Raw genomic sequence first — 24,452 nt, 5'->3', positions numbered from 1 at the left:
GTCAAGGCGCCTCGGCCGACCACGGCATCGACGGTCTGGCCACTGCGGTCGCGCGCTACCAGAATGCAGTCGAGCTCGCGTGAGATGCCGCGCTTGCCNGCNCGGCCGCCNCGCCGGCGTGCCGGTCGATCCAGCTTGCGCGCGCCTTTNTGCGATTCCAATATNAACATTTCGTCNGCCTCGGCNATGCCGCCCAGGCNCGNCGGCTGGNCATGCCTGGGTCGCTCCAGNAAGCGGTGGCGCCAGCGAAAGGCGGTGTTGCGGTGNANGCCNACNTCNCNGGCGGCNGCGCGCACCGATTTCGAGTCGAGCACGGNGCCNANGTANTCNAGCCATTTTTCACGNAGNCGCAGCCGCGCCAGCGGCGTGCCGCTCAGGTCGTTATAGGTGCGACCGCAGGCGCGGCAGCGGTAGCGCTGCAGGCCATTGGCTTGCCCATGCCGGTGGTAACGTTCGCAGGCGCAGCTGGGGCAGCGACGCATCGCCCCGCCGATCTGGCCGATGAGTGCGATTACCTGGTCCAGCCCGGCAGCGGGATGCAGGGCGGCCAGCGTTTGCAGGCGCTGGGGCAGGTTCAGTGCGGGGAGTCTGGCAAACCATTTCTTGAAATGCGGTGCGCGCATAGTCGTTCCCGTCTGTGGTGGCAGGCGTTCGACCGTCAAGCAGCTCAGCAGTTCCGCGCTCATCCATAGTTAAGGAGGACAGCGCCTTGTTAGAAGGCTACTGGCCCTCGCCAAGCCTTCCGTGAAACGGTCAAACCGGGTAGACTTTGCCCCTTGAGTAACCCAACCATTCCGATGTCCTCCCCGATCACCCCCGGCTTGTTGATTTTGCACGGCAACCAGATGGAATTGCTGCGCAGCGCCATGTTCGACTGGCTGCGCGCGCATCCGCTGGGACCGCTCGAGCAGGAGACCATCCTGGTGCAGTCGAACGGGGTGGCCGAGTGGCTCAAGATCGCGCTGGCCGAGGAAATGGGCGTGTGCGCCGCCACCCGCGTGGCGCTGCCGGCGCGCTTCCTGTGGGAAGCCTACCGCGGCATGCTGGGGCGCGAACGCGTGCCCACCCGCGCGCCCTTCGACAAGGACCCGCTCACCTGGCGCCTGATGCGCCTGCTGCCCGCGCTGGTGGAAGACGCCAGCTATGCGCCGCTGAAACAATTCCTGGGCGACGGCTGCCCCGAGCGCCGCCTGCAGCTGGCCGAGCGCCTGGCCGACCTGTACGACCAGTACCAGGTTTACCGCGCCGACTGGCTGGCCGACTGGGAAGCCGGGCGCGACCAGCTGCGCCGCGCCGTCGGCGACCCGGTGCCGCTCGGTCCCGACCTGAAGTGGCAGGCTTGCCTGTGGCGCGAAATCCACGCCAGCCTGCCCTTGGCCCAGCGCGTCACGGGTCGCGCCAGCATCCACCAGCAATTCGTGTCCGCCATCGAATCCGGGCGCGAGCCGGTGTCGCGCCTGCCGCGCCGCGTGATCCTGTTCGGCATGTCGACCCTGCCTTACCAGACACTGCAGGCGATCGCCGCGCTGTCGCGCCACACCCAGGTGCTGTTCGCGGTGCCCAATCCCTGCCGCTTCTACTGGGGCGACATCATCGAGGGGCGCGAGCTGCTCAAGGCGGCGCGCCGGCGCCAGCAGCCGCGCGGCGGCATCGAGCTCGCCAGCGTGCCGGTCGAGGAACTGCACATGCACAGCCACCCGCTGCTGGCGAGCTGGGGTCGCCAGGGGCGCGATTTCGTGCGCATGCTCGACGAGTTCGACCAGGGCGAAGGCAGCCGCTACGAGAACCTGCGGGTCGACCTGTTCGACGAATCCGCAGGCGAGACCCTGCTGCAGCAGGCGCAGGCCGCGGTGCGCGACCTGCTGCCGCCCGACGAGCACCCGCAGACCGCCCCACCGCGCGAAGACCGCTCGATCGAATTCCACATCACCCACAGCGTCCAGCGCGAAGTCGAGGTGCTGCACGACCAGCTGCTGTCCTGGTTCGCCCAGGACCCCAGCCTGCGTCCGCGCGACGTGGTGGTGATGGTGCCCGATATCGACGTGTTCTCGGCCGCGATCCACGCCGTGTTCGAGCAGCATCGCCGCAGCGATCCGCGCCACATTCCTTTTGAAATCGGCGACGTGCGCGACCGCAGCGTGAATCCGCTGCTGGTAGCCCTCGAATGGCTGCTGCGCCTGCCGCAGCAGCGCTGCCGCCAGAGCGAGGTGCGCGACCTGCTCGACGTCCCGTCGGTGGCCGGGCGCTTCGGCCTGGATGCCGACGACCTGCCGATCCTGGGCCGCTGGATCGAGGGCTCGGGCGTGCGCTGGGGCCTCGACCGCGAGCACCGCGCCGGCTTGGGACTGGCATCCGTGGGCGAGCAGAACGCCTGGATCTTCGGCGTGCGCCGCATGCTGCTCGGTTACGCGAGCGGCGCCGGCGCCAGCTTCGGCGACATCGAACCCTATGCCGAAGTGGGCGGCCTGGATGCCGCGCTGGCCGGCTCGCTGGCCCAGTTCATCGAGAACCTCCTGCATTGGCGCGCCGAGCTGGTGCAGTCGCGCACGCCGGCCGAGTGGGGCGAGGCGGCGCGCGCACTCCTGGCTGCCTTCTTCCATGCCGGCGACGAGAAAGACCGCCTGACCCTGGCGCAGCTGAGCGAAGCGCTGCAGTGCTGGCTCGAGACTTGCGATAGTGCCGAGTTCAGCGAGCCGGTGCCGCTGGCGGTGATGCGCGAATCCTGGCTCGGCCAGCTCGACCAGCCGACCCTGAACCACCAGTTCGTCTCGGGCGGCGTGACCTTCTGCACGCTGATGCCGATGCGCGCCGTGCCATTTCGCGTGGTGTGCCTGCTCGGCATGAACGACGGCGACTTTCCGCGACGGACCAGCCAGGCCGATTTCGATTTGCTGGCGCTGCCCGGCATGGCGCGCCCGGGCGACCGCTCGCGCCGCGACGACGACCGCTACCTGATGCTGGAAGCGCTGCTGTCGGCGCGCGACAAGCTGTACCTGAGCTGGGTCGGCCGCAACGTGCGCGACAACAGCGAGCAGCCGGCCTCGGTGCTGGTGGCCCAGCTGCGCGACTACCTGAAGAACGGCTGGAACCTCGACCTGTCCGAGCGCACCACGGAGCATGCGCTGCAGCCCTTCAGCCGCCGCTATTTCGAACGCGGCGGCCTGCTGACCTATGCCGGCGAGTGGCGCACCGCCCATGGACAAGACGAGGAGGCCGGCGGCGTGGACGCCTTGCCGCCCTACGAGATCGAGCCCGGCCTGGTGCTCAAGCTGGGCGAGCTGGCGGCTTTCCTGCGCCAGCCGGCGCGCTACTTCTTCCGGCGCCGCCTGGGCGTGGTGTTTGCCGACGCCGCCGTGGTGGGCGAGGACGAGGAACCGTTCTCGCTCGACGCGCTCGAGCGTTATTTCATCGAAGACCACCTGCTCGACGACAGCGGCCCGGTGGAAGCGCACAATGGGACGAGTACTGCGGAGGTGCGCACGGCCCTGAACAGCCGCGCCGAACGGCTGGCGCGCGAAGGCGTGCTGCCGATCGGCCTGATGGGACGCCAGTGGCAGCAGGAACTGGTCGACGGCCTGGTGCCGGTGCGCACGGCCTGGCTGCAACTGGGCGAGCGCTTTCCGCACAATGCACCGAAGCGCGCAGTGAGCCTGGGCCTGGAGGATGGCCTGGTGCTGGACGACTGGATCGACCGCCTGCGCTCCGATGGCAGCGACACCGCCTGGCTGATGCAGGTGTCCTCGAAGGTGCTGGACCGGGAAGGCCGTCCGCGCGGCGACAAGCTGATCGGCGCCTGGCTGCGCCAGCTGGCGGCAAGCGCGGCCGGCGCACCGGTGGCCGGCCACCTGGTGGCGCGTGATGCGATCCTCACCATGCCGGCCCTGAATCCGACTGAAGCCGCGGCCACGCTGCACGACCTGGTCAGCTTGTGGCGCACCAACCTCGACCGGCCGCTGGGCGTGGCCTGCAAGACCGCGCTGGCCCTGCTGCAGGAAGGCGACCCAAGGCTGGTCTATGACGGCAGCTACGAACTCTCCGGCGAAGTCGAGGAGCTGTGCCTGGCGCGCCTGTGGCCGGACTTCGCTTCGCTGGTGGCGGCCGGCGACTGGCCGCACGTGGCGCGCGACCTGTACGGGCCGCTGGCCGACTGGTTGGAAACCGGCGTGCAGGTCGCTCCGCTGGGCGGCGATGCGAGCGGGGAGGCGGCATGAGCCAGCATCTCGAACCGCTGGTATTCCCGCTGCACGGCTCGCGCCTGATCGAGGCCTCGGCCGGCACCGGCAAGACCTGGACCATCGCCGCGCTCTACCTGCGCCTGATGCTCGGCCATGGCGGCGAGGCGGCTTTCCCCCGCCCGCTGCTGCCGAGCGAGATCCTGGTGATGACCTTCACCCGCGCCGCCACGCGCGAGCTGGCCAACCGGGTGCGCGAGCGCCTGGTCGAGGCGGCCGCCTTTTTCCGCGGACAGCTCGACATCGATGACCCCTACCTGGCCGAGCTGGCGGATGCCTATCCCCTTGAGGCGGAGCGCAGCGTCGCCGCCCACCGCCTGGTGCTGGCTGCCGAGACGATGGACGAGGCGGCGATCTTCACCATCGACGCCTGGTGCCAGCGCATGCTGCGCGAGCACGCTTTCGACTCCGGCAGCCTGTTCGACGAAGAGCTGGTCAGCGACGAGCGCGCCCTGTTCGAGGACGCCGCCCACGACTACTGGCGCCAGCACATCTACCCGCTGGGCGCGAACGCGCTGGCGTCGGTGCGCGAGTGCTGGAAGGATGTCGAGGCCCTGAAGGGCGGCGTGCGCGAGCTGGTCACGCGCACCCACCTGCTGGGAGAGTGTGCTCCCGAGCCGCTCGGCACCCTGGTGGCGCGCGTGCAGGCGGCCCTGCGCGCCGAGCTGGCCGGCCTCAAGGAAGGCTGGGCCGCGCGCGCCGACGAGATGGAACGCTGGATCGCCGGCCACCGCGAACGCCAGCCAAAGTGCTTCAATGGGACCAAGATGCGTCCCGACTCGCTGGTGAAATGGTTCGAGGCACTGCGTGCCTGGGCCAATGATCCGGCGCTGGTGATGCCGAACTTGAACAAGACCGCGTGGGACCGCCTGTGCCCGGACGGTATTATCGGAGCCTTCGCCAAGGACTTCACAGCCGAGGTGCCGGCCTGCTTCAGTTTTACCGCGCCACTGCGCGAGGCGCTGGAACGCCTGCAGCCGCTTTCGCACGCGCTGCTGCGCCACGCCGCCAGCCACATCGCCGCCCGCATGCGCGAGCTGAAGGCGCGCAACCGCCAGTTCGGCTTCGCCGACATGCTCGAGCGCCTCAAGGATGCGCTCGAGGGGCCGAACGGCCAGGCCTTGCGCCAGCGCATCGTGCTGCAGTTCCCGGTGGCGATGGTCGACGAGTTCCAGGACACCTCGCCCGACCAGTACCGCATCTTCGACCTGCTGTACCGGGTGGCGGACAACGAACCGGAACGGGGCCTGTTCCTGATCGGCGACCCGAAGCAGTCGATCTACGGCTTCCGCGGCGCCGACATCCACAGCTACCTGGCGGCGCGCCGCGCCACTACCGGGCGCCACTACCAGCTGGGCGTCAACTACCGCTCCACCAGTGAGCTGGTGGAAGCGGTGAACCAGCTGTTCCGCCATGCCGAAGGCGTCGGCGGGCAGGGCGGCTACCCGGCAGGCGCCTTCCGTTTCCGCCGCGGCGAGGACAATCCGCTGCCTTTCGACGCCGTGCAGGCCAAGGGCCACCGCGAACGCCTGGTAGGGGCCGACGGCGCGCAGCATGCGATGTCGGTGTGCTGCGCCGGCCCGATGAACCAGGAAGAGTACCGCGAGTATTTTGCCCACCACTGCGCCGAGCACATCGTCGGCCTGTTGGGCGACGAGCGCGTCGGCTTCTCGGACGGCGAGCGTTTCCGCCGCCTGATGCCGGCCGATATCGCGATCCTGGTGCGCGACCGACGCGAAGCCGCCGCGGTGCGCCGCGCGCTGGTGGAACGCAAGGTGGCCAGCGTCTACCTGTCGGACAAGGATTCGGTGGTCGAAAGCGAGGAAGCGGCCGACGTGCTGCGCTGGCTGTATGCGGTGGCCAATCCGCTCGACGGCATCCTGGCGCGCGCCGCCTTCGCCACCCGCACCGCCGGCCTGCCGCTGGGCGAACTGGCCCGGCTGTCGAGCGACGAGGTGGCCTGGGAAGCGCGCGTCGAGCAGCTCAAGAACCTGCATGGCGCCTGGCAGCGCCAGGGCGTGCTGGCCATGCTGCGCCGCTTCGTGCACGAACTGGGCCTGCCGGCGCGCCTGCTGCGCCAGCCGGGCGGCGAGCGGCGCCTGACCAACCTGCTGCACCTGGCCGAGCTGCTGCAGGAAGCGAGCGGCCAGCTGGAAGGCGAGCAGGCCCTGATCCGCTGGCTGGCCGAGCAGGTCGAGGGCCTGGGCGAGGGTGGGGACGAACGCGTGCTGCGCCTGGAAAGCGATGCCGAGCTGGTGAAGGTGGTCACGGTCCACAAATCGAAGGGTCTGGAATACCCGCTGGTCTACCTGCCGTTCGCGGTGACGGCGCGCCGTACCGACCGGCGCAACCGCGCCTTCTTCGAGTTCGTCGGCATCGACGGCACCCGCCGGCTCGACCTGGCGATGGGCGACGAGTCCCTGGAAGCGGTGGACCGCGCCCGCCTCGAGGAAGACCTGCGCCTGCTGTACGTGGCGCTGACCCGCGCGCGCCACTACCTGTGGCTGGGCGCGGCGCCGATCAGCGGCCGCAGCAAGAACGAGAATCGCCTGCACGAATCCGCGCTGGGCTACCTGCTGGGCGGCGGCGAGAAGATCGACGCGGAACTGCTGCGCGAGCGCCTGGAGCGCCTGCGCGGCGGCGTCGAGGGCATCGTGCTGCACGACCTGACCGAGGCGCAAGGCCGCACCCTGCTGGCGCGCGAGGACGTGCGCCCGGAGCTGTTGGGGGCGCCACGCTACGAAGCCAGTTTCGAGCGCGACTGGTCGATCGGCTCCTTCACCTCGCTGGTACGCCATGCCATGAGCGCTCAGCTTTCAGCTTCGCCCACCCCGCCGCCGGCGCCGATGCGCGCCCAGGAGGAAACCCTGCTGGAAGAGGCGCCGCAGGTGGTGACGCCGCCGCGCATCGAAGACGCGCCCTGGCACCGCTTCCCGCGCGGCTCGGTGCCGGGCAACTTCATGCACGAGCAGCTCGAGTGGATGGCGGCGGAAGGTTTTCATCGCGCCGACGAGCCGGAATTCATGCTGAGGCTTGGCCAGCGCATCGAGCGCGCCGGCTGGGGCAACCGTTTGGACGACGCCCTGGCCTGGCTGCACGCGGTGGTCACGACGCCGCTGCCGCCGCTGGGCGCGGCATTGAGTGCCTTGCGTGATCCGGTGCCCGAACTGGAGTTTTGGTTCCCCAGCGAACGCCTGGACGTGGTGCAACTGGACCGCCTGTGCCGTGCGCGCATCATGAAGGGCCTGGACCGTCCGGTCTTGCCGGAGCGCGTGCTGCACGGCATGCTCAAGGGCTTCGCCGACCTGGTGTTCGAGCACGACGGCCGCTATTGGGTGCTCGACTACAAGACCAATGCGCTGGGGCCGGGCGACGCCGCGTATACCCAGGCCGCGATGGAGCTGGGCATGACGGAGCACCGCTACGACATCCAGGCCACCATCTACATGCTGGCGCTGCACCGCCTCCTGAAGAGCCGGCTGGGGGATGCCTACGAGCCGCGCCGCCAGCTGGGAGGGGCCGTGTTCCTGTTCCTGCGCGGGATCGCGAACGCCGACACGCGCGGCTGCTGCGTGCTGGGCCCGGATATGGAACTCCTGGCAGGACTGGAAGCATTGCTGGACAAGGACCATCATGGTTAAGCATGAAGCCAACATCACGCTGCTGTGGAGCGAGCTGGCGCGCCTGAGCGAAACCGGCGAGCTGCGCCGCCTGTCCTATGCCTTCGCCCGCTTCGTGGCCTCGCTGGCGGCTGCGCCGCCTGCGCTGGTGCTGGCCACGAGCGTGCTGTCCGAGCTGGAAGGGCAGGGCCACAGCTGCCTGCTCCTGTCCGACCTGGCCGCGGGTCCCGCAGGGCTGCTCGGCTGGGAAGACGAGCAGTGGAAGCACCTTGCGCGCGCCGCCGGCCCCTTGCCGAAAAACGCGCAGGGCTGGGCCCAGAGTCTCTCCGGCTGCCAGCAGGTCTGGGACGTCAGCGCCTTCGACTACGACCAGCCGCTGGTGCTGGACGGCGACCGCCTCTACCTGCGCCGCTACTGGCGCGACGAGATGCTGGTGGCCCAGGCCGTGCGCGAGCGCGCGACGCGCAAGCGCGAGGTGGACCAGGAAGCGGTACGCGGCTGGCTCGACATGCTGTTCGCCTCGCAGCACAACGTGCAGGGACCGGACTGGCAGAAGCTGGCCTGCGCCATCGCCCTGCGCGGCTCGGTGGCCATCATCACCGGTGGTCCCGGCACCGGCAAGACCTATACCGTGGCGCGCCTGCTGGCGCTGCTGTTCGCCACCGCGCCCGAAGCCGGCAGCCAGCGCATCGCCCTGGCCGCGCCGACCGGCAAGGCGGCGGCGCGCCTGAAGCAGTCGATCGACAAGGCCCTGAACGAGCTGGCCGACAAGGTCGGATCGACGCTGCCGCTGCGCGAACTGACGCTGCGCATGGGCGCCGCCCGCACCCTGCACAGCCTGCTGGGGGCGCGCCCCGACACCCGGGCCTTTGCCCACCACCGCGGCAACCCGCTCGACGTCGACGTCCTGATCGTCGACGAAGCCTCGATGGTGCACCTGGAGATGATGGCCTCGCTGCTCGACGCGCTGCCACCTTCCGCCACCCTGATCCTGCTGGGCGACAAGGACCAGTTGGCCTCGGTGGAGGCGGGCGCCGTGCTCGGCGACCTGTGCCACAACGCCGGAGCCGGCGGCTACACCGACGCCACCTGCGACTACGTTCTCGCGGCCAGCGGCGAGGAGTTGCCGGATGAATTCCTGGGCGACGCCGGCGCGCTGGCCCAGCAGACCGTGATGCTGCGCCACAGCCGCCGCTTCGGCGGCCCGATCGGCCAGCTGGCCCTGGCGGTGAATGCCGGCGACGCGGTGCGCGCCGAAGCCGTGCTGCGCGCAGGCGAGCCGGGCGTGCGCTGGATCGAGAACGCCCAGCAGCAGCACGTGCTGCAACTGGCGCAATCCGGCTACGGTTCTTACCTGGACGTGTTGAATACCGGCCATAAGGCCGGATTGAACACGAATCATGAAGAATGGGTGCGCCAGGTCCTGCAGCGCTTCGAGTCCTTCCGCATCCTGTGCGCCGTGCGCGACGGCGAGTGGGGCGTCGCCGGCCTGAACGACGCGGTGGCCAGGCGCCTGGCCCAGGCCGGGCTGCTGCGCCCGAACGGCGAATGGTATGTCGGCCGCCCGGTGATGGTGACCCGCAACGACTACGCCACCAACGTCTACAACGGCGACATCGGCCTCACGCTGCCCGACCCCGCGCGCCCGGGCGCCCTGCGCGTGTACTTCCTCGAAGGCGATACGGTGCGCAGCGTGCTGGCGACCCGCCTGCGCAATGTCGAGACAGCCTTTGCCATGACGGTCCACAAATCGCAGGGCTCGGAATTTCGCCATACCGTGCTGGCGCTGCCGCGCGAACGCGGCGCCGTTCTCACCCGCGAGCTGGTCTACACCGGCATTACCCGCGCCAGCGAGATGTTCACCCTGGTCTCGCCCCCCGGCGCCGTGCTGCTCGAGGCCATCGCCCAGCGCACCCACCGCACCAGCGGCTTGCGTGGCATGATCGCGCCGACTTTGCGCTGAGCCGGAACGCAAGGTCCCGGTGTCGCGACGGCGCGACTACGGCTTTGACGAAGGCCAAGCATGGTGCGCGACCCGGTCCATTTCGTCGAACTCGACCGTGGCTGCGTGGTCTTACTCACGTACAAGAACAAGGACCAGGCAGCATTTTTCGTGTAATTTTTCCTCTAACTAAGGTTTTATTCAACGGAAGGCGTCTAACACGCCTGGCGCCAGCATGCAGCCACTCGACCAGCAGACGGTATTGTTCTGTTCCGCACCCGGCACGGTGGCGCGCCAGCCTGTCGCCTGCGACGACCTGCCGGCCTTCCCGCTGGCCGGGCCCTGGCCGCGCTGGTTTGCCCGCAGCTTCGACGTCTGGTGGGAAACCGCATTGGTCGCCCTGGTGCTGGGCTACGCCCTGGGCCAGGTATTCCCGGCTTTCCTGCGCTGGCTGGAAACCCCCTTCGGCTGGAAATTATTCGGCCTGGCCTGCATCCCCGGCGGCCTGCTGCTCGACGCCGCCCTGCAGGCGCTGCTCGGAAATACGCCGGGTAAGGCGCTGCTGGGCCTGCGCCTCATCACGACCGATGGGCACGCGCCGGCTTTCCGCGAGCTGGTGCGGCGTAACCTGAAGATCTGGCGCGACGGCCTCGCGCTCGGCCTGCCGCTCATCAGCCTGGTGACCATGGCGCGCCAGGGCATGCGCCTGCGCAAGGGCGTGCAGGCCAGCTACGACAAGGACGATTTCCTGGTGAGCGCCAGCAGCACCGGCTGGCTGGCGAAAAGCGTGTTCGGCACCGCCTTCGTCAGCTTGTTCAGCGCCATCCTGATCCTCGACGGGGTCGACCGCCAGGACAGCCGCGAGACCAGCGCCATGGTGGAGGCGCCACCGGTCGCCTGGACCAACCCGGTCACCGGACGCATGGCGCGCATCGGGCCGCAATGGAAACTCGAGGTGCGCCCGGGGCCGGACGGCAGCGTGCAGCACCTGTTCACCCAGCAAAGCGGGCACGCCGCCGTCCTGTTCGCGCACGAGAATAGCGGCGGCAGGGCCCTGCGCCAGGACGCCCAGGCGCTGGCCGGACGGCTGGCCGACCGCTTCGAACTGGCAGACAGCTACTTCGCCGAATTCCGCGGCCGCCATTCCTGGGTCGGCAGGGGGCTGCACAAGAAGGGGCCGGAGCGGGTGCAGCTGCGCATCGTCGAAGTCGACGGCAAGGCCTGGCGCGTGGTGGCGATGCAGTCGCCGCCGGCCGCCTATACGGACGACCTGGTGCAGGAGCTGAGCGGCGCCTTGTGGGACACGGTCACGCCGCCACCCCGCCCGGAGCTGGCCCAGCGCGGCCACTGACATCCTCGCCGCAACAAAAAAAGGGGCCTCGTAGGCCCCTTCGCGTCCGCATGGTGCGGCGATGCGCTTATTTCTTGCGGCGCTTCGGCTCCACCTTCACCTTGCTGCGCTTCTTGACCGCCTTGACCTTGGCCTTGCCGGCCGTCGCCTTGACGCGCGGGCCGCCGGCACTGGCCTTGATGCGGGCGCGGCTGGACGAGGCCTTGTAGCGCGGCGCGCGGTTCGAGGCCTTGGCCATGCTCACCGGCTCGTCGCCGGTAATGAAACGGCGGATGTTCAACGCGTCCAGGATGCGCGCCGACGAGGCGCCGGCATTGAGCAGCACCAGGGTGGCGTTCTTGCCGCCCGCCTTGATGTTCATGATCAGGCAGCGGCCGGCTTCCTGGATGTAGCCGGTCTTCGACAGGCCGATGTCCCAGCCTTTGGCGCCGACCAGGCGGTTGGTGTTGCGGTATTCGACCTCGCGCCCGTTGATGTTGATCAGGTCCTTCGACTCGGTCGACATGCGGGTGATCTCTGGATACCTGGCCGACGCCGTCGCCATCTTGACCAGGTCGCCCGCGGTCGAACGGTTGTGCGGCGACAGGCCGGTCGGCTCCTCGATCACGGTCTGGGTCATGCCCAGCGCGGCGATCTTCTGGCGTACCGCGACCTTGAATCCGGCCAGACCGCCCGGATAAGTCCGCGCCAGCGCATGGGCCGCGCGGTTGTCCGAGGACATCAGGGCCAGCTGCAGCACGTCACGGCGCGAGATCAGGGCGCCGACCGGCACGCGCGAGCTGCTGTGCTTGAAGGTGTCGACGTCGCTGCGGTCGATCTCGATCAGCTCGTCCAGGTCTTGCCTGGCGTCGAGCACGACCATGGCGGTCATCAGCTTGGTGAGCGACGCGATCGGCGCGACGCGGTCCGCATTCTTTTCCAGCAAAATCTTGCCGGTGTCATCTTCTACCACGAGCACCGATTGCGAGCCGAAGGGCACGGCGAAAGCCGCAGCCGAAAACGACAACAATGCGGTGGCAAACAATTTTTTGAACATTGTCGGGTGCAGGAATAGGTTGTGTTGAGCGGGAAAACGCGGCAGTGGGTGAGCGAGTACTCAACAATCTAGCTGTAGGGCAACTACAGGAGTTGGAAGATAGCATCAAGCATGATGCATGTCTATGGCACACAAGCAAAAACGGCCTTGTGAACCGGAATTTAGTTGCAGTTTAACCCTTCACTTAACACAGCGTCCATGACACACACCAGATCAGGTAGAAATTCCGAGTGGGTAGAACGCCAGGACGATGCGTCCGTAACGACGAAGCCCTGCACAGGGCAGGGCTTCGGCACGGTACGGCCCATGAAGCGGGCCGGGTCACGGATGGCTTACTTCGACTGGTAGATCTTGTCGAACTCGCCGCCATCGTTGAAGTGGACTTCCTGGGCCTTGCGCCAGCCGCCGAACAGCTCATCCACCGTGAACAACTGGATCGGCTTGTAGTTGGCGGCATATTTCTTCATCACTGCATCGGAACGCACGCGCAGGAAGTGCTTGGCGCCGATTTCCTGGCCGGCCGGCGAGTACAGGAAGTTCAGGTAGGCCGTCGCTTCCTTGCGCTGCTTGCGGCGGTCGACCACCTTGTCGACCACGGCCACCGGCGATTCTGCCAGGATCGAGCTGCTCGGGTAGACCACTTCGAAGTTGTCGCCAAATTCCTTGCGCACCATGCTCACTTCATTCTCGAAGGTCACCAGCACGTCGCCGATCTGGCGCTGGGTGAAGGTGGTGGTCGCGGCGCGCCCGCCCGCATCGAGGATCGGCACGTTCTTGAAGATGCGGCTCACCAGGTCGCGCGCCTGCGCTTCGTTGCCGCCCTTTTTCAGCACCGAACCCCAGGCCGCCAGGTAGGTATAACGGCCGTTGCCGGCGGTCTTCGGGTTCGGGATGATCACCTGCACGCCCGGGCGCGCCAGGTCGTCCCAGTTGCGGATCTTTTTCGGATTGCCCTTGCGGACCAGGTACACCATGGTCGAGTAGTAGGGCGCCGCATTGTGCGGGAATTTCTTGGCCCAGTCCTTGGCCACGAGGCCGCGGTCGGCCAGCATGTCGATGTCGTTGGCCTGGTTCATGGTGACGACCGAGGCTTCCAGGCCGTCGGCGACGGCGCGCGCCTGCTTGCTCGAGCCGCCGTGCGACTGCTTGATGCTGACGGTCTGGCCGGTCTGTTGCTTGTAGGCCGCGATGAAGGCCGGGTTGATGTCCTTGTACAGCTCGCGTGCTACGTCGTAGGAAACGTTCAGCAGCTCGGTCGTGGCGGCGCTGGCCGACAGCGGCAGCGCGGCGCCCAGCGACAGGGCCAGGAGGAAACGGCGGAGCGGGGAGGTCAGGGTCATATGTTCTCGCTTCTCAGAATCTTGTGGTGACAGTGTGCATCATCCGCACATTGCTCAAAATACGGAACAATAGTTTTGTCATATGCTTAGTACTGCAGAGCAGGGCAGCGTCCGGGCTTGCGCGGCATCGCTGCGGATATGGGTGACCACAGCAAGGTCGGGGGCTTTCGGTGTATAGTCGTGCCCAGCCATTGCGCCACAAGCGCGGTCTGATCGTTTTTTATGCATAGTGATGTTTGATGTCCACGCGTTTTGACATTCGCAAGGCGGTACCCGGTGATGCTGCCCCCGCCTGCGCCCTGCTGCGCCGCTCGATCGAAGTCGGGTGCAAGGCCGACCACCAGGACCGGCCGGCCGTGCTGGAAGCCTGGCTCGGCAACAAGACTGCAGCCAACGTCGCCGCCTGGTTTGCCAACCCCAGCAACCATGCCCTGGTCGCCGAGCGCGACGGGGAGCTGCTGGGCCTGTGCCTGCTGACCCAGGCCGGCAAGCTGGCGCTGTGCTATGTGTCGCCGCAGGCGCTGCGCAGCGGCATCGGCCGCGCACTCATCGCCGCCGCCGAGGAGCAGGCGCGCGCCTGGAGCATCAAGAAACTGCACCTGCACAGCCCGGCGAGCGCGAGCGCCTTCTTCGAGCGCCAGGGGTATGTCAACGCCGGCAAGGACAAGTCCTGCTGGGGGCTCGAATGCGACCTGCTGTGGAAACCGCTCGACGCCGTATGCGAGACAGGGCCGGCGGCTGCCGCCAGCAAGCGTTTTTGCAACTGCGCCGGCTAGGCCCCCGCAACAATCTTGACAAACTCTTCTTTTGTGCAGGAGAAGCTTGCGATATAGTAAGCGCCTCATTTGGCTGAGTTCGCTTGTTATGGCTTCACGTAGAGATTTCCTGCAACAAAGTGCCCGGCTCTGTGCGTTGGGCACCCTGGGTTCCCCACTGCTGGTCCCGGCCATGGCCGCGGCCCAGACGACCGACCTGGAACCCCCGCCCGACCTGTTCGATGCCCAGCTGCTGGACATCGATTTCTGGATCAAACCGCGTACCCTGTCGCTGGTGCGCCCGCAAAGCGGCGAGCGCGCCAAGGTGCTGTACTGGAAGGACGGTGAGATCATCGATTCCGCCTACCAGGAGCTGTGCCATATCCTGCGCGACGTAAACGGCCGCGCGTCGGCGCCGATCGATCCCAAGCTGTTCGAGATCCTGTGGGGCACCCAGGCCTTCATCGCGCGCTACGGCATGACCCAGCCGCTCGAGATCCTGTCCGGCTACCGCACCGAAGCCTCGAACCGGCGCCTGGTCGAGGAGGGCGTCCCGGCGGCGCGCAAGTCCCTGCACATGGTGGGCAAGGCGGCGGACATCCGCATCGCCAGCCTGAGCGAGGAAGTGCTCGGCGGCCTGATCCGCAGCTTCCGCCAGGGCGGTGTCGGCTATTACTACCGTGCCGGCCCGAAAGGCGGCTGGATCCACGCCGATACCGGACTGAATCGCACCTGGAAGGGCTGACCCGGCCGCGCTTGACGCGCGCCGATCGGTGCGTCCTCGGCATCGAACTTCGGCTAGTATGAGTTGTCACAGCCAGGGCGGCCGCCCTGGTTTATCGGTATTGCTTTTCCAAGGAGGCAATGATGGCAACGATGAATACTCCCACCATGGACCGCAGGACGATGGGCGAACGGCGCACTTCCATGCATGCGCATGGGCGTTCCGCCATGTCGGCACTCGACTACCTGGCAATGGCGCTCCTGATCGTCGGTGGCCTGAATTGGGCGATGGTCGGCCTGTTCGATGTCGACATGGTCGCCACCATCTTCGGCCCGGGCAGCCCGGCAACGCGTATCGTCTACGTGGTGGTGGGCCTGGCGGCGCTGTACTCGATCTACACCACTGCCAAGATGGCCGGCAGCAAGCGCTCGAGCTGAGCGACATGCGCGTCGGGCTGATTTCCGACACGCACGGGTTGCTGCGCCCGGAGGCGCTCGACTTCCTCCGGGGCAGCGACCATATCATCCACGCCGGCGACATCACCGGCCCCGAGATCCTTCCGCCATTGGCGGCGATCGCGCCGCTGACTATCGTGCGCGGCAATAACGACCGCGGCGCCTGGGCGCGCGAGATTCCCGAGACCGCCATCCTGCGGCTGGGGCAGGTCGCCATCTACGTGATCCACGACTTCAAGGAATTGCCGCTCGATCCGGCCGGCGAGGGCATGCGCGTGGTGGTGTCGGGCCATTCGCACAAGCCGCTGTGCAGCGAACAGGGCGGCGTGCTGTACGTGAACCCGGGTAGCGCGGGACGGCGGCGCTTCACGCTGCCGATCTCGGTCGGTGAGTTGCTGGTCGATGGCGAGGATGTCAAGGTGCGCCTAGTGACCCTCGACGTCAAGTGAACATCGTTGCGTGCCGTATTTTCTGCGGTAGGCGATAATGCGGCCAACCGAGGAGACCGCATGACTGCCCATACCGACGCATCCATCATCGATTCATGGTCGCGCAACACCGATCCCTGGACCGCCGCCGTGCGGGGAGGCGAGATCGCGTCGCGCGTGCTGGTCACCAACGCTGCGATCGTCGACACCGTGCGCGCGTATGCGCCGGCGACCGGCGTCGATCTCGGCTGCGGCGAAGGCTGGCTGGTGCGGGCACTGCCCGAAGTGGCGATGCTGGGTGTCGATGCGAGCGCCGGCCTGGTCGAGCAGGCGAGGAAGGCAGGCGGCGGCGAGTTCCGCCAGCTGAGCTACGAAGAGATCGCCGCCGGCCAGCTGGCGCTGGCCGGCGACGTGGCGGTCTGTAACTTTTCGCTGATCGGCGACGAGGCCGTGCGCGGGCTGCTGCGTGCCGCGCCGACCTACCTGCGGCCCGGCGGGCTGCTGATCGTGCAGACCGTGCACCCGCTCATGGCCTGCGGCGACGCCCCCTATGCCGACGGCTGGCGCGATGGCAGCTGGGCCGGTTTCAGCAGCGACTTCACCGATCCGGCGCCCTGGTACTTCCGTACGGTCTCGAGCTGGCTCGCGCTGTTCGAGGAACACGGCCTGCGCGTGGTCGAGATGCGCGAACCGCTCCATCCGGACAGCGGCAAGCCGGTGTCGCTGATCCTCGTCGGCCGGCTGGCGTAAAATACGGCTCGTTCCGCTTTTGCCCGCATCACATGAACCTGCCACCCGATACCCCGCAGCCGCGCTTCCGCCCCCGTCCCTGGACCGCATTGGAGACCCCGCAGGACGTCGAACTCTGGATCGACGAGCACAACCGCGCCCTGCAGGAGCTGGTCAAGCCGACCGAGACCGGCGTCGGCATCTGCTTCACCTTGGCCGAGGGCGGCAACGTGACCATGCAGACGACCGGCGATGCGGTGATCCTCGACGTCGAACCCGAGGCCGACTGGATCGCACCCCTGATCATCGCGGCCACCGGCGCCGAGCCGCCGCGCGGGCAGCTCTGGGTGCTCCCGGACGACAAGCTGGTGCAGCTGATCCTCGGCCTGTCCACGCTGGTCCTGAGCACCACGCTGGTGGTCGGCCACCCCTTCGGAGCGCGCGGCCGCAGGTACTAAGAACCTATTCCGGTCAGGTTCCAAGCAACCCGCGGCGCTTCCCGCCGGCACGGCTTTCGGTTATAAAGTCAGCTCGACTAGGGATGGAGACGATTTGATGGGCAAGCATTCGACCACCGTGGCACGCCGTGCCCTACTTGGCCTGGCGCTGGTCGCCTCGCTGTCGGCACTGGCGCCGGCAGGGGCGGCCGACCTGCTGACGGACGCGAAGGCGCGCGGCACCCTGCTCATCGCGATGGAAGGCACCTACCCTCCCTTCAACTTCAAGGACCCGAAGACCGGCAAGCTGGCCGGCTACGACGTCGACGTCGCGCGCCTGGTCGCGAGCAAGCTGGGCGTCAAACCGGAATTCGTCACCACCGAGTGGGCCGCGATCCTCGCCGGCCTGGCCGCCGGCAAGTACGACGTGATCGTCAGCCAGGTCGGCATCACGCCCAGGCGCGAGCAGGCCTTCGATTTCTCGCGCCCCTATACCTATTCCTTCCCGCAGCTCATCGTGCGCAAGAACGACCGCGCCAGCTACGCCAGCCTGAACGACCTGAAAGGCAAGAAGGTCGGCGTGGGGCAGGGCAGCGTGTTCGAGCAGCAGGCCAAGGCGGTGCCGGGCATCGAGGTCAAGAGCTATCCGGCCGCGCCCGAGAACCTGCAGGACCTGGCCTTCGGGCGCATCGATGCGGCGCTCAACGACAGCCTGATGGTGGCTTACCTGCTGCAGCATTCGCAGCTGCCGATCAAGGCCGGCGCACTGGTCGGTGCGCCCGAGCGCATGGGCATCCCCTTCCGCAAGGGCAATCCGCAGTTCAAGGCGGCGGTCGACAAGATCCTCGCGGACGCGGCCGCCGACGGCACCCTGAAGGCGATGTCGCTCAAGTGGTTCGGCACCGACGCCAGCCGCCCGGCCCAATAATGGCGGTCGCGTGGAGTTGATCGCGCTGCTGCGCGAAGCGGCGCCGACCCTGTTGACGGGCGCCGGCTACACCCTGCTGTTCGCGGTGGCCTCGATGATCGGCGGGCTGGCGATCGGCCTGCCGGTGGCGCTGATGCGCATCGCTCCCTGGGCCGCCGTGCGCCTGCCGGCGAGCCTGTACGTGAGCCTCATGCGCGGCACGCCGCTGCTGGTGCAGATCTTCGTCATCTACTATGGCTTGCCGAGCGTCGGCATCGAATTCACGCCGGTGACGGCGGGGGTGCTGGCGCTGTCGCTGAACGCGGGCGCCTACCTGTCGGAAAGCCTGCGCGGTGCGATCCGCGCCGTCAGCGAAGGGCAGTGGCGCGCGAGCTTCAGCCTGGGACTGGGCTACTGGCAGACCCTGCAGCACATCGTCATGCCGCAGGCGCTGCGCATCGCGGTGCCCTCGATGAGCAACACGCTCATCAGCCTGATCAAGGACACCTCGCTGGTGTCGGTGATCACCATGACCGAACTGATGCTCGCGACCAAGGAAGTCATTGCGGTGAGCTTCCAGCCACTGCCGCTGTATCTTGCGGCGGCCTGCATCTACTGGGCCTTGAGCCTGTTCTTCGAAGCGATCCAGCGCCGCGCGGAGCGGCGCCTGAACCGCGCGCACGCCGCGCGCTGACCAGGGGCCGGCACGCGGGCGCGGGGGCACTCAGCGCTTGCCGCGCTGCTGGTCCTGCTGCTGGAAGGCGTCGGCGGCTTGCTGGGCGCTTTCGCCCTGACGTTGGCCGCCCAGGTCATCCAGAGCCGGGGTCCCGCCGGAAGCGTGCTGGCCACCGCCTTGCTGCTGGTTGCCCTGTTGCTGGCCTTGCTGCTGGCTACCCGATTGCTGGCCTTGCTGCTGGCTACCCGATTGCTGGCCTTGCTGCTGGCTACCCGATTGCTGGCCTTGCTGCTGGCCGCCCTGTTGGCCCATCTGCTGCTGGCCGGACTGCTGGCCGCCTGACTGCTGGTTGCCCTCGCGCTGGCCCTGGCCGGCCGCGGAAACCAGGTCCTTGCTCGGGTCCGCTTGCGAATTATCCGGTTGCGACTGCTTCTGGTTTTGCTGCTCCTTCATGATGGTCTCCTCATCGAAGATTGTCGAGACACCATCTTAGTCCTCCTGCTGACATCGGCAATCGGAGCAAGGGAGGAGGGGACGTAGGACCGTTCGGACGCTCTCGCCGACAGGAAAGAAAGGACGGCCCAATGCGAACGCGCACCGGCAAGCCTGGCTTGCCGGTGCGCGTCGTACTGCGAGGTAAAGAGCGCTCAGCGGCGCCCGGGGTTAACGATTGCCGCGTTGCTTGTCGATGCTGTTGTCCTGGCTCCAGGCCTGCGATGCATCCTTGGCGGATTCACCCTGGCGCGAACCCAGGTCATCGAGTGCCGGCGTGCCGCCGGAGGCGTGTTGCCCTCCGCTTTGCTGGCTCCCACCCTGGCCCGACTGGCGGCTCCCTTGTTGCTGCCCCGATTGCTGACTACCTTGTTGCTGCTGTCCCGATTGCTGGCTGCCACCCTGCTGGCCAGACTGCCGACTGCCCTGCTGCTGCCCGGATTGCATACTGCCTTGCTGCTGTCCCGATTGCATGTTGCCGGACTGTTGCTGGCCGCCCTGGGCGGGTTTGCCGCTCGCGGTATTCATGCTCAGGTCGTCCACGTCATCGTCGTGGCGCGGCCCTTTGACGCCATGTCCTTTGTTTTCACCCATACCAGTCTCCTTGTTTGAGTGTCGATGGGGCCATGATAACCCCTCGGCGGAAGCAGACAATCGGAATGGGGCATGAGCCGTCGTAGGACGGCCCGTACAAAGTCATCAGTAAATGGAGGGGGCTTGGCTAGCGTTTTTCCTGCTGCTGCGTTCCCTCGCCGGACTGTTGCGAACCCTTATGCTGGTCCGATTGCAGATTGCCCGGGCGGCTGCGTTCCAGCCGTTCGCGCTGGCGGTTCACGTCGAAGTCGTCGAGCTGGACGTCGCTCAGGCTCCTGTCCCCGGTATCCTTGTTTTCAGGCATGGTGGCCTCCTTGCTTCAGATGTGGTGGAAGCCACATCTTAGGCCGATTGCCAGGGAAAGGGCGCTCAGGGTGCGATGCCGAGCCCGTGCAGGAACCCATGCGCCGCGCTGTAGGCGCCGACGTGCTGCTCGGCCGTGAAACCGCCGTGGCCGCCGCCCTTGATGGTGTGCAGGACGTTACGCACGCCCGCCTTGTCGAGCGCCTCCTTCAGCCGCACGCCATGCGCATACGGCACCAGCGGATCGGCATCGCCATGGATGGTGAGCACGGCCGGCCCGCCCGCGCGCACATGGCTCAGCGGCGACACCGCGCGCGCCAGCGCCTGGCGCTCGGACTCCGGCATCCTGCCGAACCAGGCCACCGCATATGAGCGCACGTTCGGGCCTTGCAGCATGTCGGCGACGTCGGTGATGCCATACCAGTTGATTACCGCCGCCACCTTCGGCGCCACGTTCTGGTACGGTCCGCTCCAGCTCGGCTCGTTGGCCGCGCACTGGCGGGTGAGCGGCGAATCGGCCGGGATCATGGCCGTGGCAAGGGCCAGGTGGCCGCCCGCCGAGTCGCCCGTGGTGACCACCCTGGACAGGTCGAAGTTGTACTTCTTCGCATTGCGCCCGAGCCACTGCAGCGCGCACAGCGTGTCTTCGACCGCGGCCGGGGCGGGCGCCACCTTCGCCAGCCGGTAGCTGACGTTCACGAAGGCGAAACCCATCTCCATGTAGGGCATGGCGGACAGCGCCGCGCCTTCGCGCCGGCCGGCTACCCAGCCGCCGCCGTGGAAGTACATCACCACGGGCAGCGGCTTGTCGCTCTTCTTCGCCGGAAGGTAGACGTCGAGCTTGAGGTCCTGTCCGCTGGCCGTCAGGTATGTCAGGTCCGCATCGATCCACCAGCCATGGTCGAGCAGGGCGGCACTCTTCACGCCTTCGTCGGCCGCTTGCGCGGCCAAGGGCAGGGCGAGCGCGCAGGCCAGGGCAGCGGCGCGCAGCCGCGATGTCGTGGTCCGCATCCCGATCACATGTTCGGGTAGTTCGGGCCGCCGCCGCCTTCCGGCGTCACCCAGACGATGTTCTGGGTCGGGTCCTTGATGTCGCAGGTCTTGCAGTGCACGCAGTTCTGAGCGTTGATCTGCAGGCGGTCCTGGCCAGCGTCGGTCTTGACGAACTCGTACACGCCGGCCGGGCAGTAGCGCTGTTCCGGGCCCGCGTACTTGGCCAGGTTGACGTCCACCGGGATGGCCGCGTTCTTCAGCGTCAGGTGGATCGGCTGGTCTTCGGCGTGGTTGGTGTTCGAGATGAACACCGAGGACAGGCGATCGAAGGTCAGCTTGCCGTCCGGTTTCGGATACGCGATCGGCTTGAATTGCGATGCAGGCTTCAGGCATTCATGGTCGGCGTGCTGATGGTGCAGCGTCCACGGCGCCTTGCCGCGGAAGACCATCTGGTCGATGCCGGTCATGATGGTGCCGATGTACAGGCCCTTGCTCATCCACGGCTTGAAGTTGCGCGCGACGTGCAGTTCCTCGTGCAGCCAGCTCTTCTCGAACGCTGCCGGGTAGGAGGCCAGCTCGTCGTGCTGGCGGCCTTCGCCCAGCGCGGCAAAGGCGCTTTCCGCGGCCAGCATGCCGGTCTTGATCGCGGCGTGGCTGCCCTTGATGCGGCTGGTGTTCAGGAAGCCGGCGTCGCAGCCGATCAGCGCGCCGCCCGGGAACACGGTCTTCGGCAGGGATTGCAGGCCGCCCGCGGTGATGGCGCGCGCGCCGTACGAGATGCGCTTGCCGCCTTCGAAGTAGTGGCGGATCGCCGGGTGCGTCTTGTAACGCTGGAACTCCTCGTAGGGCGACAGGTAGGGGTTCTGGTAGGCCAGGCCCACCACGAAGCCGACCGCCACCTGGTTGTTCTCCAGGTGGTACAGGAAGGAGCCGCCGTAGGTGTCGTTGTCGAGCGGCCAGCCGGCGGTGTGGATCACCAGGCCCGGCTTGTGCTTGCTCGGATCGATCTCCCACAGTTCCTTGATGCCGATGCCGTAGGTCTGCGGGTCCTTGCCCTTGTTGAGGTCATACTTGGCCATCAGCGCCTTGCCGAGGTGGCCGCGCGAGCCTTCCGCGAACAGGGTGTACTTGGCGTGCAGCTCCATGCCGAGCTGGAAGTCCGGGCCGGGCTCGCCGTCGCGCTTGACGCCCATGTTGCCGGTGGCGACACCCTTGACCGAGCCGTCCTCGTTGTACAGCACTTCGGCGGCCGGGAAGCCGGGGAAGATCTCGACGCCCAGCGCTTCCGCCTGTTGTCCAAGCCAGCGCGTCACGTTGGCCAGCGAGATCACGTAGTTGCCGTGGTTGGTCAGCATCTTCGGGACCATGAAGTTCGGCGTCTTGATCGCTTTGGTCTCGGTGAGGAACAGCACCTGATCCTCGGTCACCGCGGTGTTCAGCGGCGCGCCTTTTTCCTTCCAGTCCGGGATCAGCTCGTTCAGGGCGATCGGGTCCATGACCGCGCCGGACAGGATGTGCGCACCCAGCTCGCCGCCTTTCTCGAGCACGCAGACCGAGACCTCTTGTCCCTTCTCTGCCGCCAGCTGCTTGAGGCGGATCGCCGCCGACAGGCCCGCGGGACCGCCGCCGACGATGACCACGTCGTACTCCATGGCTTCGCGCGGTCCGTATTGTTCGAGGATGTTGGTTGGCTCAGTCATATGATTATTCTAATAAGAGTGAAAAATTTAAGCACGAGTGTGCACTTTTTTACTGTCGATTGCAACGTTGGGCGCCATTTTACGGACATTATTAGATGCGGCAATCTAATACTGATGATTTGTGTAATCATGATGGCTTCGCAATGGACAAAGAAGGGGAGCCGCGTGGGCATCGAAGTCAATTACGAAGGAAAAATCGCCATGGTCACCGGCGCCTCGAGCGGCCTGGGCGCGCGTTTCGCCAAGGCGCTGGCCGGAGCCGGCGCGCAGGTGGTGCTGGCCTCGCGCCGGGTCGAGCGGCTCAAGGAGCTGCGCGCGGAGATCGAGGCCGACGGCGGCGCCGCCCACGTGGTGCGCCTGGACGTGACCGACCTGGCCAGCATCAAGTCGGCCATCGCGCACGCCGAGACCGAGGCCGGCCCGATCGACATCCTGGTCAACAATTCGGGCGTGTCGAGCACCCAGCGCCTGCTGGACGTCACCGAAGAAGACTACAACTACATCATGGACACCAACCTGCGCGGCGCCTTTTTTGTCGCGCAGCAGACCGCCAAGCGCATGATCCAGCGCGCCAAGGGCGACCCGCGCAAGCAGCACCGCATCGTCAACATCGCCTCGGTGGCGGGCCTGCGCGTGCTGCCGCAGATCGGCGTGTACTGCATGAGCAAGGCCGGCGTGGTGCAGATGACCAAGGCGATGGCGGTGGAGTGGGGCCGCTACGGCATCAATGTCAATGCCATCTGCCCCGGTTACATCTCGACCGAAATGAACGAGGATTACTTCGACACCGAACAGGGCCGCAAGCTGATCGACATGCTGCCCCGCAAGCGCACCGGCCGGCCGGAAGACCTCGACGGGCTCCTGCTGCTGCTGGCGGCGGACGAGGCCCACTTCATCAATGGCGCCGTCATCACGGCCGACGACGGCATGACGGCGCAGTAATCAAGAACGAGCAACAAAGGAAGCAATGAGCAACAAGCAGTTCGTGCATACCATGAGGATCCCCATCCGTTGGGGCGACATGGATGCGATGGGTCACGTCAACAACACCGTTTATTTCCGCTACATCGAATCGGCGCGCATCGCGTGGCTGGAGCAGGCCGGCGCGCTGGCCGACCCGGCCGCCTCGACCGAAGGCCCGGTCATCGTCAACGCCTACTGCAGTTTCCTCAAGCAGCTGACCTATCCGGGTGAGATCGAGGTCAGCACCTATGTCGGTCCACCGGGCCGCTCGAGCATCGAAGTGACGCACGAGATCCGCCTGGTCGGTTCGGATGGACAGGCCGGCGCGCTGCACGCCGAAGGCGGTGCCAAGCTCGTATGGATCGACTTCAAGGCCGAGAAGTCCCGGCCGCTGCCGGAACGCCTGCGGGCGCTGCTGCCTACGGCGGACTGAGCCACCTCCGCAATGAAGCACAGGTCCCGGTGCAAGGCCGGGACCCGCGGCGTTTCAATCGGCGCATGGATGCGCCCTCGCCAGGACAGGCTGAGTAGTCCTGCGCCTACATACTCTTTACGGTTGAGCCTGCTCAGGGACTTGGCGATTTTCCGTGCTGTGGTGACAATTCGTGAGAATGTCGCCCATCTCTCTGTGGCATCATCCCGCCTCTTCGATTTTCGGCGTCATGCCCGTATCGTGACTGTTGCAAATCGGTCGAGATTTGTAAGACAGGTCCTACGAAAACAAATCGACCGATTATAATTTCGTTCAATTTCTCAGAGCGCAAGATAGTGCGCT

General features: G+C 67.0%; 22 protein-coding genes. 14 read left to right on the top strand and 8 right to left on the bottom strand.

Translation table 11 applies throughout. The features are described from left to right. Positions 1 to 623 (bottom strand): IS1/IS1595 family N-terminal zinc-binding domain-containing protein (locus tag YWC_RS34265; RefSeq protein ID WP_036214063.1); only part of this gene is annotated, 623 nt, incomplete at its 3' end. A 174-nt stretch (positions 624 to 797) separates the two neighbouring features. Between YWC_RS34265 and recC the strand changes: the two genes are divergently transcribed. The 4 genes from recC (at position 798) to YWC_RS0111030 (ending at position 11,145) form a co-directional block, all read left to right on the top strand. After that, complete coding sequence (gene recC / locus YWC_RS0111050) at positions 798 to 4,211, top strand: exodeoxyribonuclease V subunit gamma (RefSeq protein WP_027865424.1); 3,414 nt, start codon at positions 798 to 800, stop codon at positions 4,209 to 4,211. After that, positions 4,208 to 7,873 (top strand): exodeoxyribonuclease V subunit beta, encoded by a 3,666-nt coding sequence (gene recB, locus YWC_RS0111045; RefSeq protein ID WP_027865423.1) that lies wholly within the window; start codon positions 4,208 to 4,210, stop codon positions 7,871 to 7,873. The genes recC and recB overlap by 4 nt, the downstream gene beginning before the upstream one ends. Next, positions 7,866 to 9,815, top strand: a complete 1,950-nt coding sequence (recD, locus tag YWC_RS0111040) for an exodeoxyribonuclease V subunit alpha (RefSeq protein WP_027865422.1) — start codon at positions 7,866 to 7,868, stop codon at positions 9,813 to 9,815. The genes recB and recD overlap by 8 nt, the downstream gene beginning before the upstream one ends. Positions 9,816 to 10,029: 214 nt before the next feature. After that, complete coding sequence (locus YWC_RS0111030) at positions 10,030 to 11,145, top strand: RDD family protein (RefSeq protein WP_027865421.1); 1,116 nt, start codon at positions 10,030 to 10,032, stop codon at positions 11,143 to 11,145. A gap of 67 nt (positions 11,146 to 11,212) precedes the next feature. On the opposite strand, the gene YWC_RS0111025 is transcribed toward YWC_RS0111030, so the two are convergent. Together YWC_RS0111025 and YWC_RS0111020 are read right to left on the bottom strand one after the other, a co-directional pair. Further along, complete coding sequence (locus YWC_RS0111025) at positions 11,213 to 12,181, bottom strand: serine hydrolase (protein ID WP_027865420.1); 969 nt, start codon at positions 12,179 to 12,181, stop codon at positions 11,213 to 11,215. A 332-nt stretch (positions 12,182 to 12,513) separates the two neighbouring features. Then, positions 12,514 to 13,521, bottom strand: coding sequence for a sulfate ABC transporter substrate-binding protein (locus tag YWC_RS0111020; RefSeq protein ID WP_027865419.1), 1,008 nt, complete (start codon positions 13,519 to 13,521; stop codon positions 12,514 to 12,516). A gap of 239 nt (positions 13,522 to 13,760) precedes the next feature. On the opposite strand from YWC_RS0111020, the gene YWC_RS0111015 reads away from it, so the two are divergent. The 8 genes from YWC_RS0111015 to YWC_RS0110980 all read left to right on the top strand — a co-directional run bounded on the left by YWC_RS0111015 (position 13,761) and on the right by YWC_RS0110980 (position 18,650). Further along, positions 13,761 to 14,297, top strand: coding sequence for a GNAT family N-acetyltransferase (locus YWC_RS0111015; RefSeq protein WP_027865418.1), 537 nt, complete (start codon positions 13,761 to 13,763; stop codon positions 14,295 to 14,297). 88 nt (positions 14,298 to 14,385) lie between these two features. After that, positions 14,386 to 15,021 carry a YcbK family protein gene (locus YWC_RS0111010; RefSeq protein ID WP_027865417.1) on the top strand — a complete coding sequence of 212 codons (636 nt, stop codon included), beginning with the start codon at positions 14,386 to 14,388 and terminating at the stop codon, positions 15,019 to 15,021. 131 nt (positions 15,022 to 15,152) lie between these two features. Continuing rightward, positions 15,153 to 15,437, top strand: a complete 285-nt coding sequence (locus YWC_RS0111005) for a DUF378 domain-containing protein (RefSeq protein WP_307175960.1) — start codon at positions 15,153 to 15,155, stop codon at positions 15,435 to 15,437. A 5-nt stretch (positions 15,438 to 15,442) separates the two neighbouring features. Continuing rightward, positions 15,443 to 15,904, top strand: a complete 462-nt coding sequence (locus YWC_RS0111000; RefSeq protein WP_027865415.1) for a metallophosphoesterase family protein — start codon at positions 15,443 to 15,445, stop codon at positions 15,902 to 15,904. 60 nt (positions 15,905 to 15,964) lie between these two features. After that, positions 15,965 to 16,633, top strand: coding sequence for a class I SAM-dependent methyltransferase (locus tag YWC_RS0110995; RefSeq protein WP_027865414.1), 669 nt, complete (start codon positions 15,965 to 15,967; stop codon positions 16,631 to 16,633). 32 nt (positions 16,634 to 16,665) lie between these two features. Further along, positions 16,666 to 17,070, top strand: coding sequence for a hypothetical protein (locus tag YWC_RS0110990; protein WP_036214059.1), 405 nt, complete (start codon positions 16,666 to 16,668; stop codon positions 17,068 to 17,070). 97 nt (positions 17,071 to 17,167) lie between these two features. Continuing rightward, on the top strand, positions 17,168 to 17,977 hold the full coding sequence (locus tag YWC_RS0110985) for a transporter substrate-binding domain-containing protein (protein WP_027865412.1): 810 nt from the start codon (positions 17,168 to 17,170) through the stop codon (positions 17,975 to 17,977). 10 nt (positions 17,978 to 17,987) lie between these two features. Further along, entirely contained in the window at positions 17,988 to 18,650 is a 663-nt protein-coding gene (locus YWC_RS0110980) for an amino acid ABC transporter permease (RefSeq protein WP_027865411.1), read from the top strand. 30 nt (positions 18,651 to 18,680) lie between these two features. Here the strand turns inward: YWC_RS0110980 and YWC_RS33520 are convergent, their stop codons facing one another. The 5 genes from YWC_RS33520 to YWC_RS0110955 all read right to left on the bottom strand — a co-directional run bounded on the left by YWC_RS33520 (position 18,681) and on the right by YWC_RS0110955 (position 22,714). Next, on the bottom strand, positions 18,681 to 19,085 hold the full coding sequence (locus YWC_RS33520) for a hypothetical protein (protein WP_051306385.1): 405 nt from the start codon (positions 19,083 to 19,085) through the stop codon (positions 18,681 to 18,683). A 210-nt stretch (positions 19,086 to 19,295) separates the two neighbouring features. Beyond that, the gene (locus YWC_RS0110970; RefSeq protein WP_027865410.1) at positions 19,296 to 19,718 is read right to left on the bottom strand and encodes a hypothetical protein; all 423 of its coding nucleotides are present in this window, start codon (positions 19,716 to 19,718) and stop codon (positions 19,296 to 19,298) included. A 127-nt stretch (positions 19,719 to 19,845) separates the two neighbouring features. Continuing rightward, positions 19,846 to 20,022: a hypothetical protein gene (locus YWC_RS32760; protein ID WP_156923607.1), complete on the bottom strand. Its 177-nt coding sequence runs from the start codon at positions 20,020 to 20,022 to the stop codon at positions 19,846 to 19,848. A gap of 65 nt (positions 20,023 to 20,087) precedes the next feature. After that, positions 20,088 to 21,032, bottom strand: a complete 945-nt coding sequence (locus YWC_RS0110960; protein WP_027865409.1) for an alpha/beta hydrolase — start codon at positions 21,030 to 21,032, stop codon at positions 20,088 to 20,090. Positions 21,033 to 21,037: 5 nt separating this feature from the next. Further along, positions 21,038 to 22,714: an electron transfer flavoprotein-ubiquinone oxidoreductase gene (locus YWC_RS0110955; RefSeq protein WP_027865408.1), complete on the bottom strand. Its 1,677-nt coding sequence runs from the start codon at positions 22,712 to 22,714 to the stop codon at positions 21,038 to 21,040. A gap of 132 nt (positions 22,715 to 22,846) precedes the next feature. Here YWC_RS0110955 and YWC_RS0110950 point away from each other — a divergent pair, with 132 nt between their 5' ends. Continuing rightward, positions 22,847 to 23,656 carry an SDR family oxidoreductase gene (locus YWC_RS0110950; RefSeq protein WP_307189282.1) on the top strand — a complete coding sequence of 270 codons (810 nt, stop codon included), beginning with the start codon at positions 22,847 to 22,849 and terminating at the stop codon, positions 23,654 to 23,656. Between the two features lie 25 nt (positions 23,657 to 23,681). After that, positions 23,682 to 24,110, top strand: a complete 429-nt coding sequence (locus tag YWC_RS0110945) for an acyl-CoA thioesterase (protein ID WP_027865406.1) — start codon at positions 23,682 to 23,684, stop codon at positions 24,108 to 24,110. The last annotated feature ends 342 nt before the right edge of the window (positions 24,111 to 24,452 follow it).

The organism is Massilia alkalitolerans DSM 17462 (assembly GCF_000427785.1).
Lineage (GTDB): Bacteria > Pseudomonadota > Gammaproteobacteria > Burkholderiales > Burkholderiaceae_D > Telluria > Telluria alkalitolerans.
Note: the sequence above shows the minus strand (reverse complement) of the source record. Positions and strands in the feature narration are given on the sequence as shown.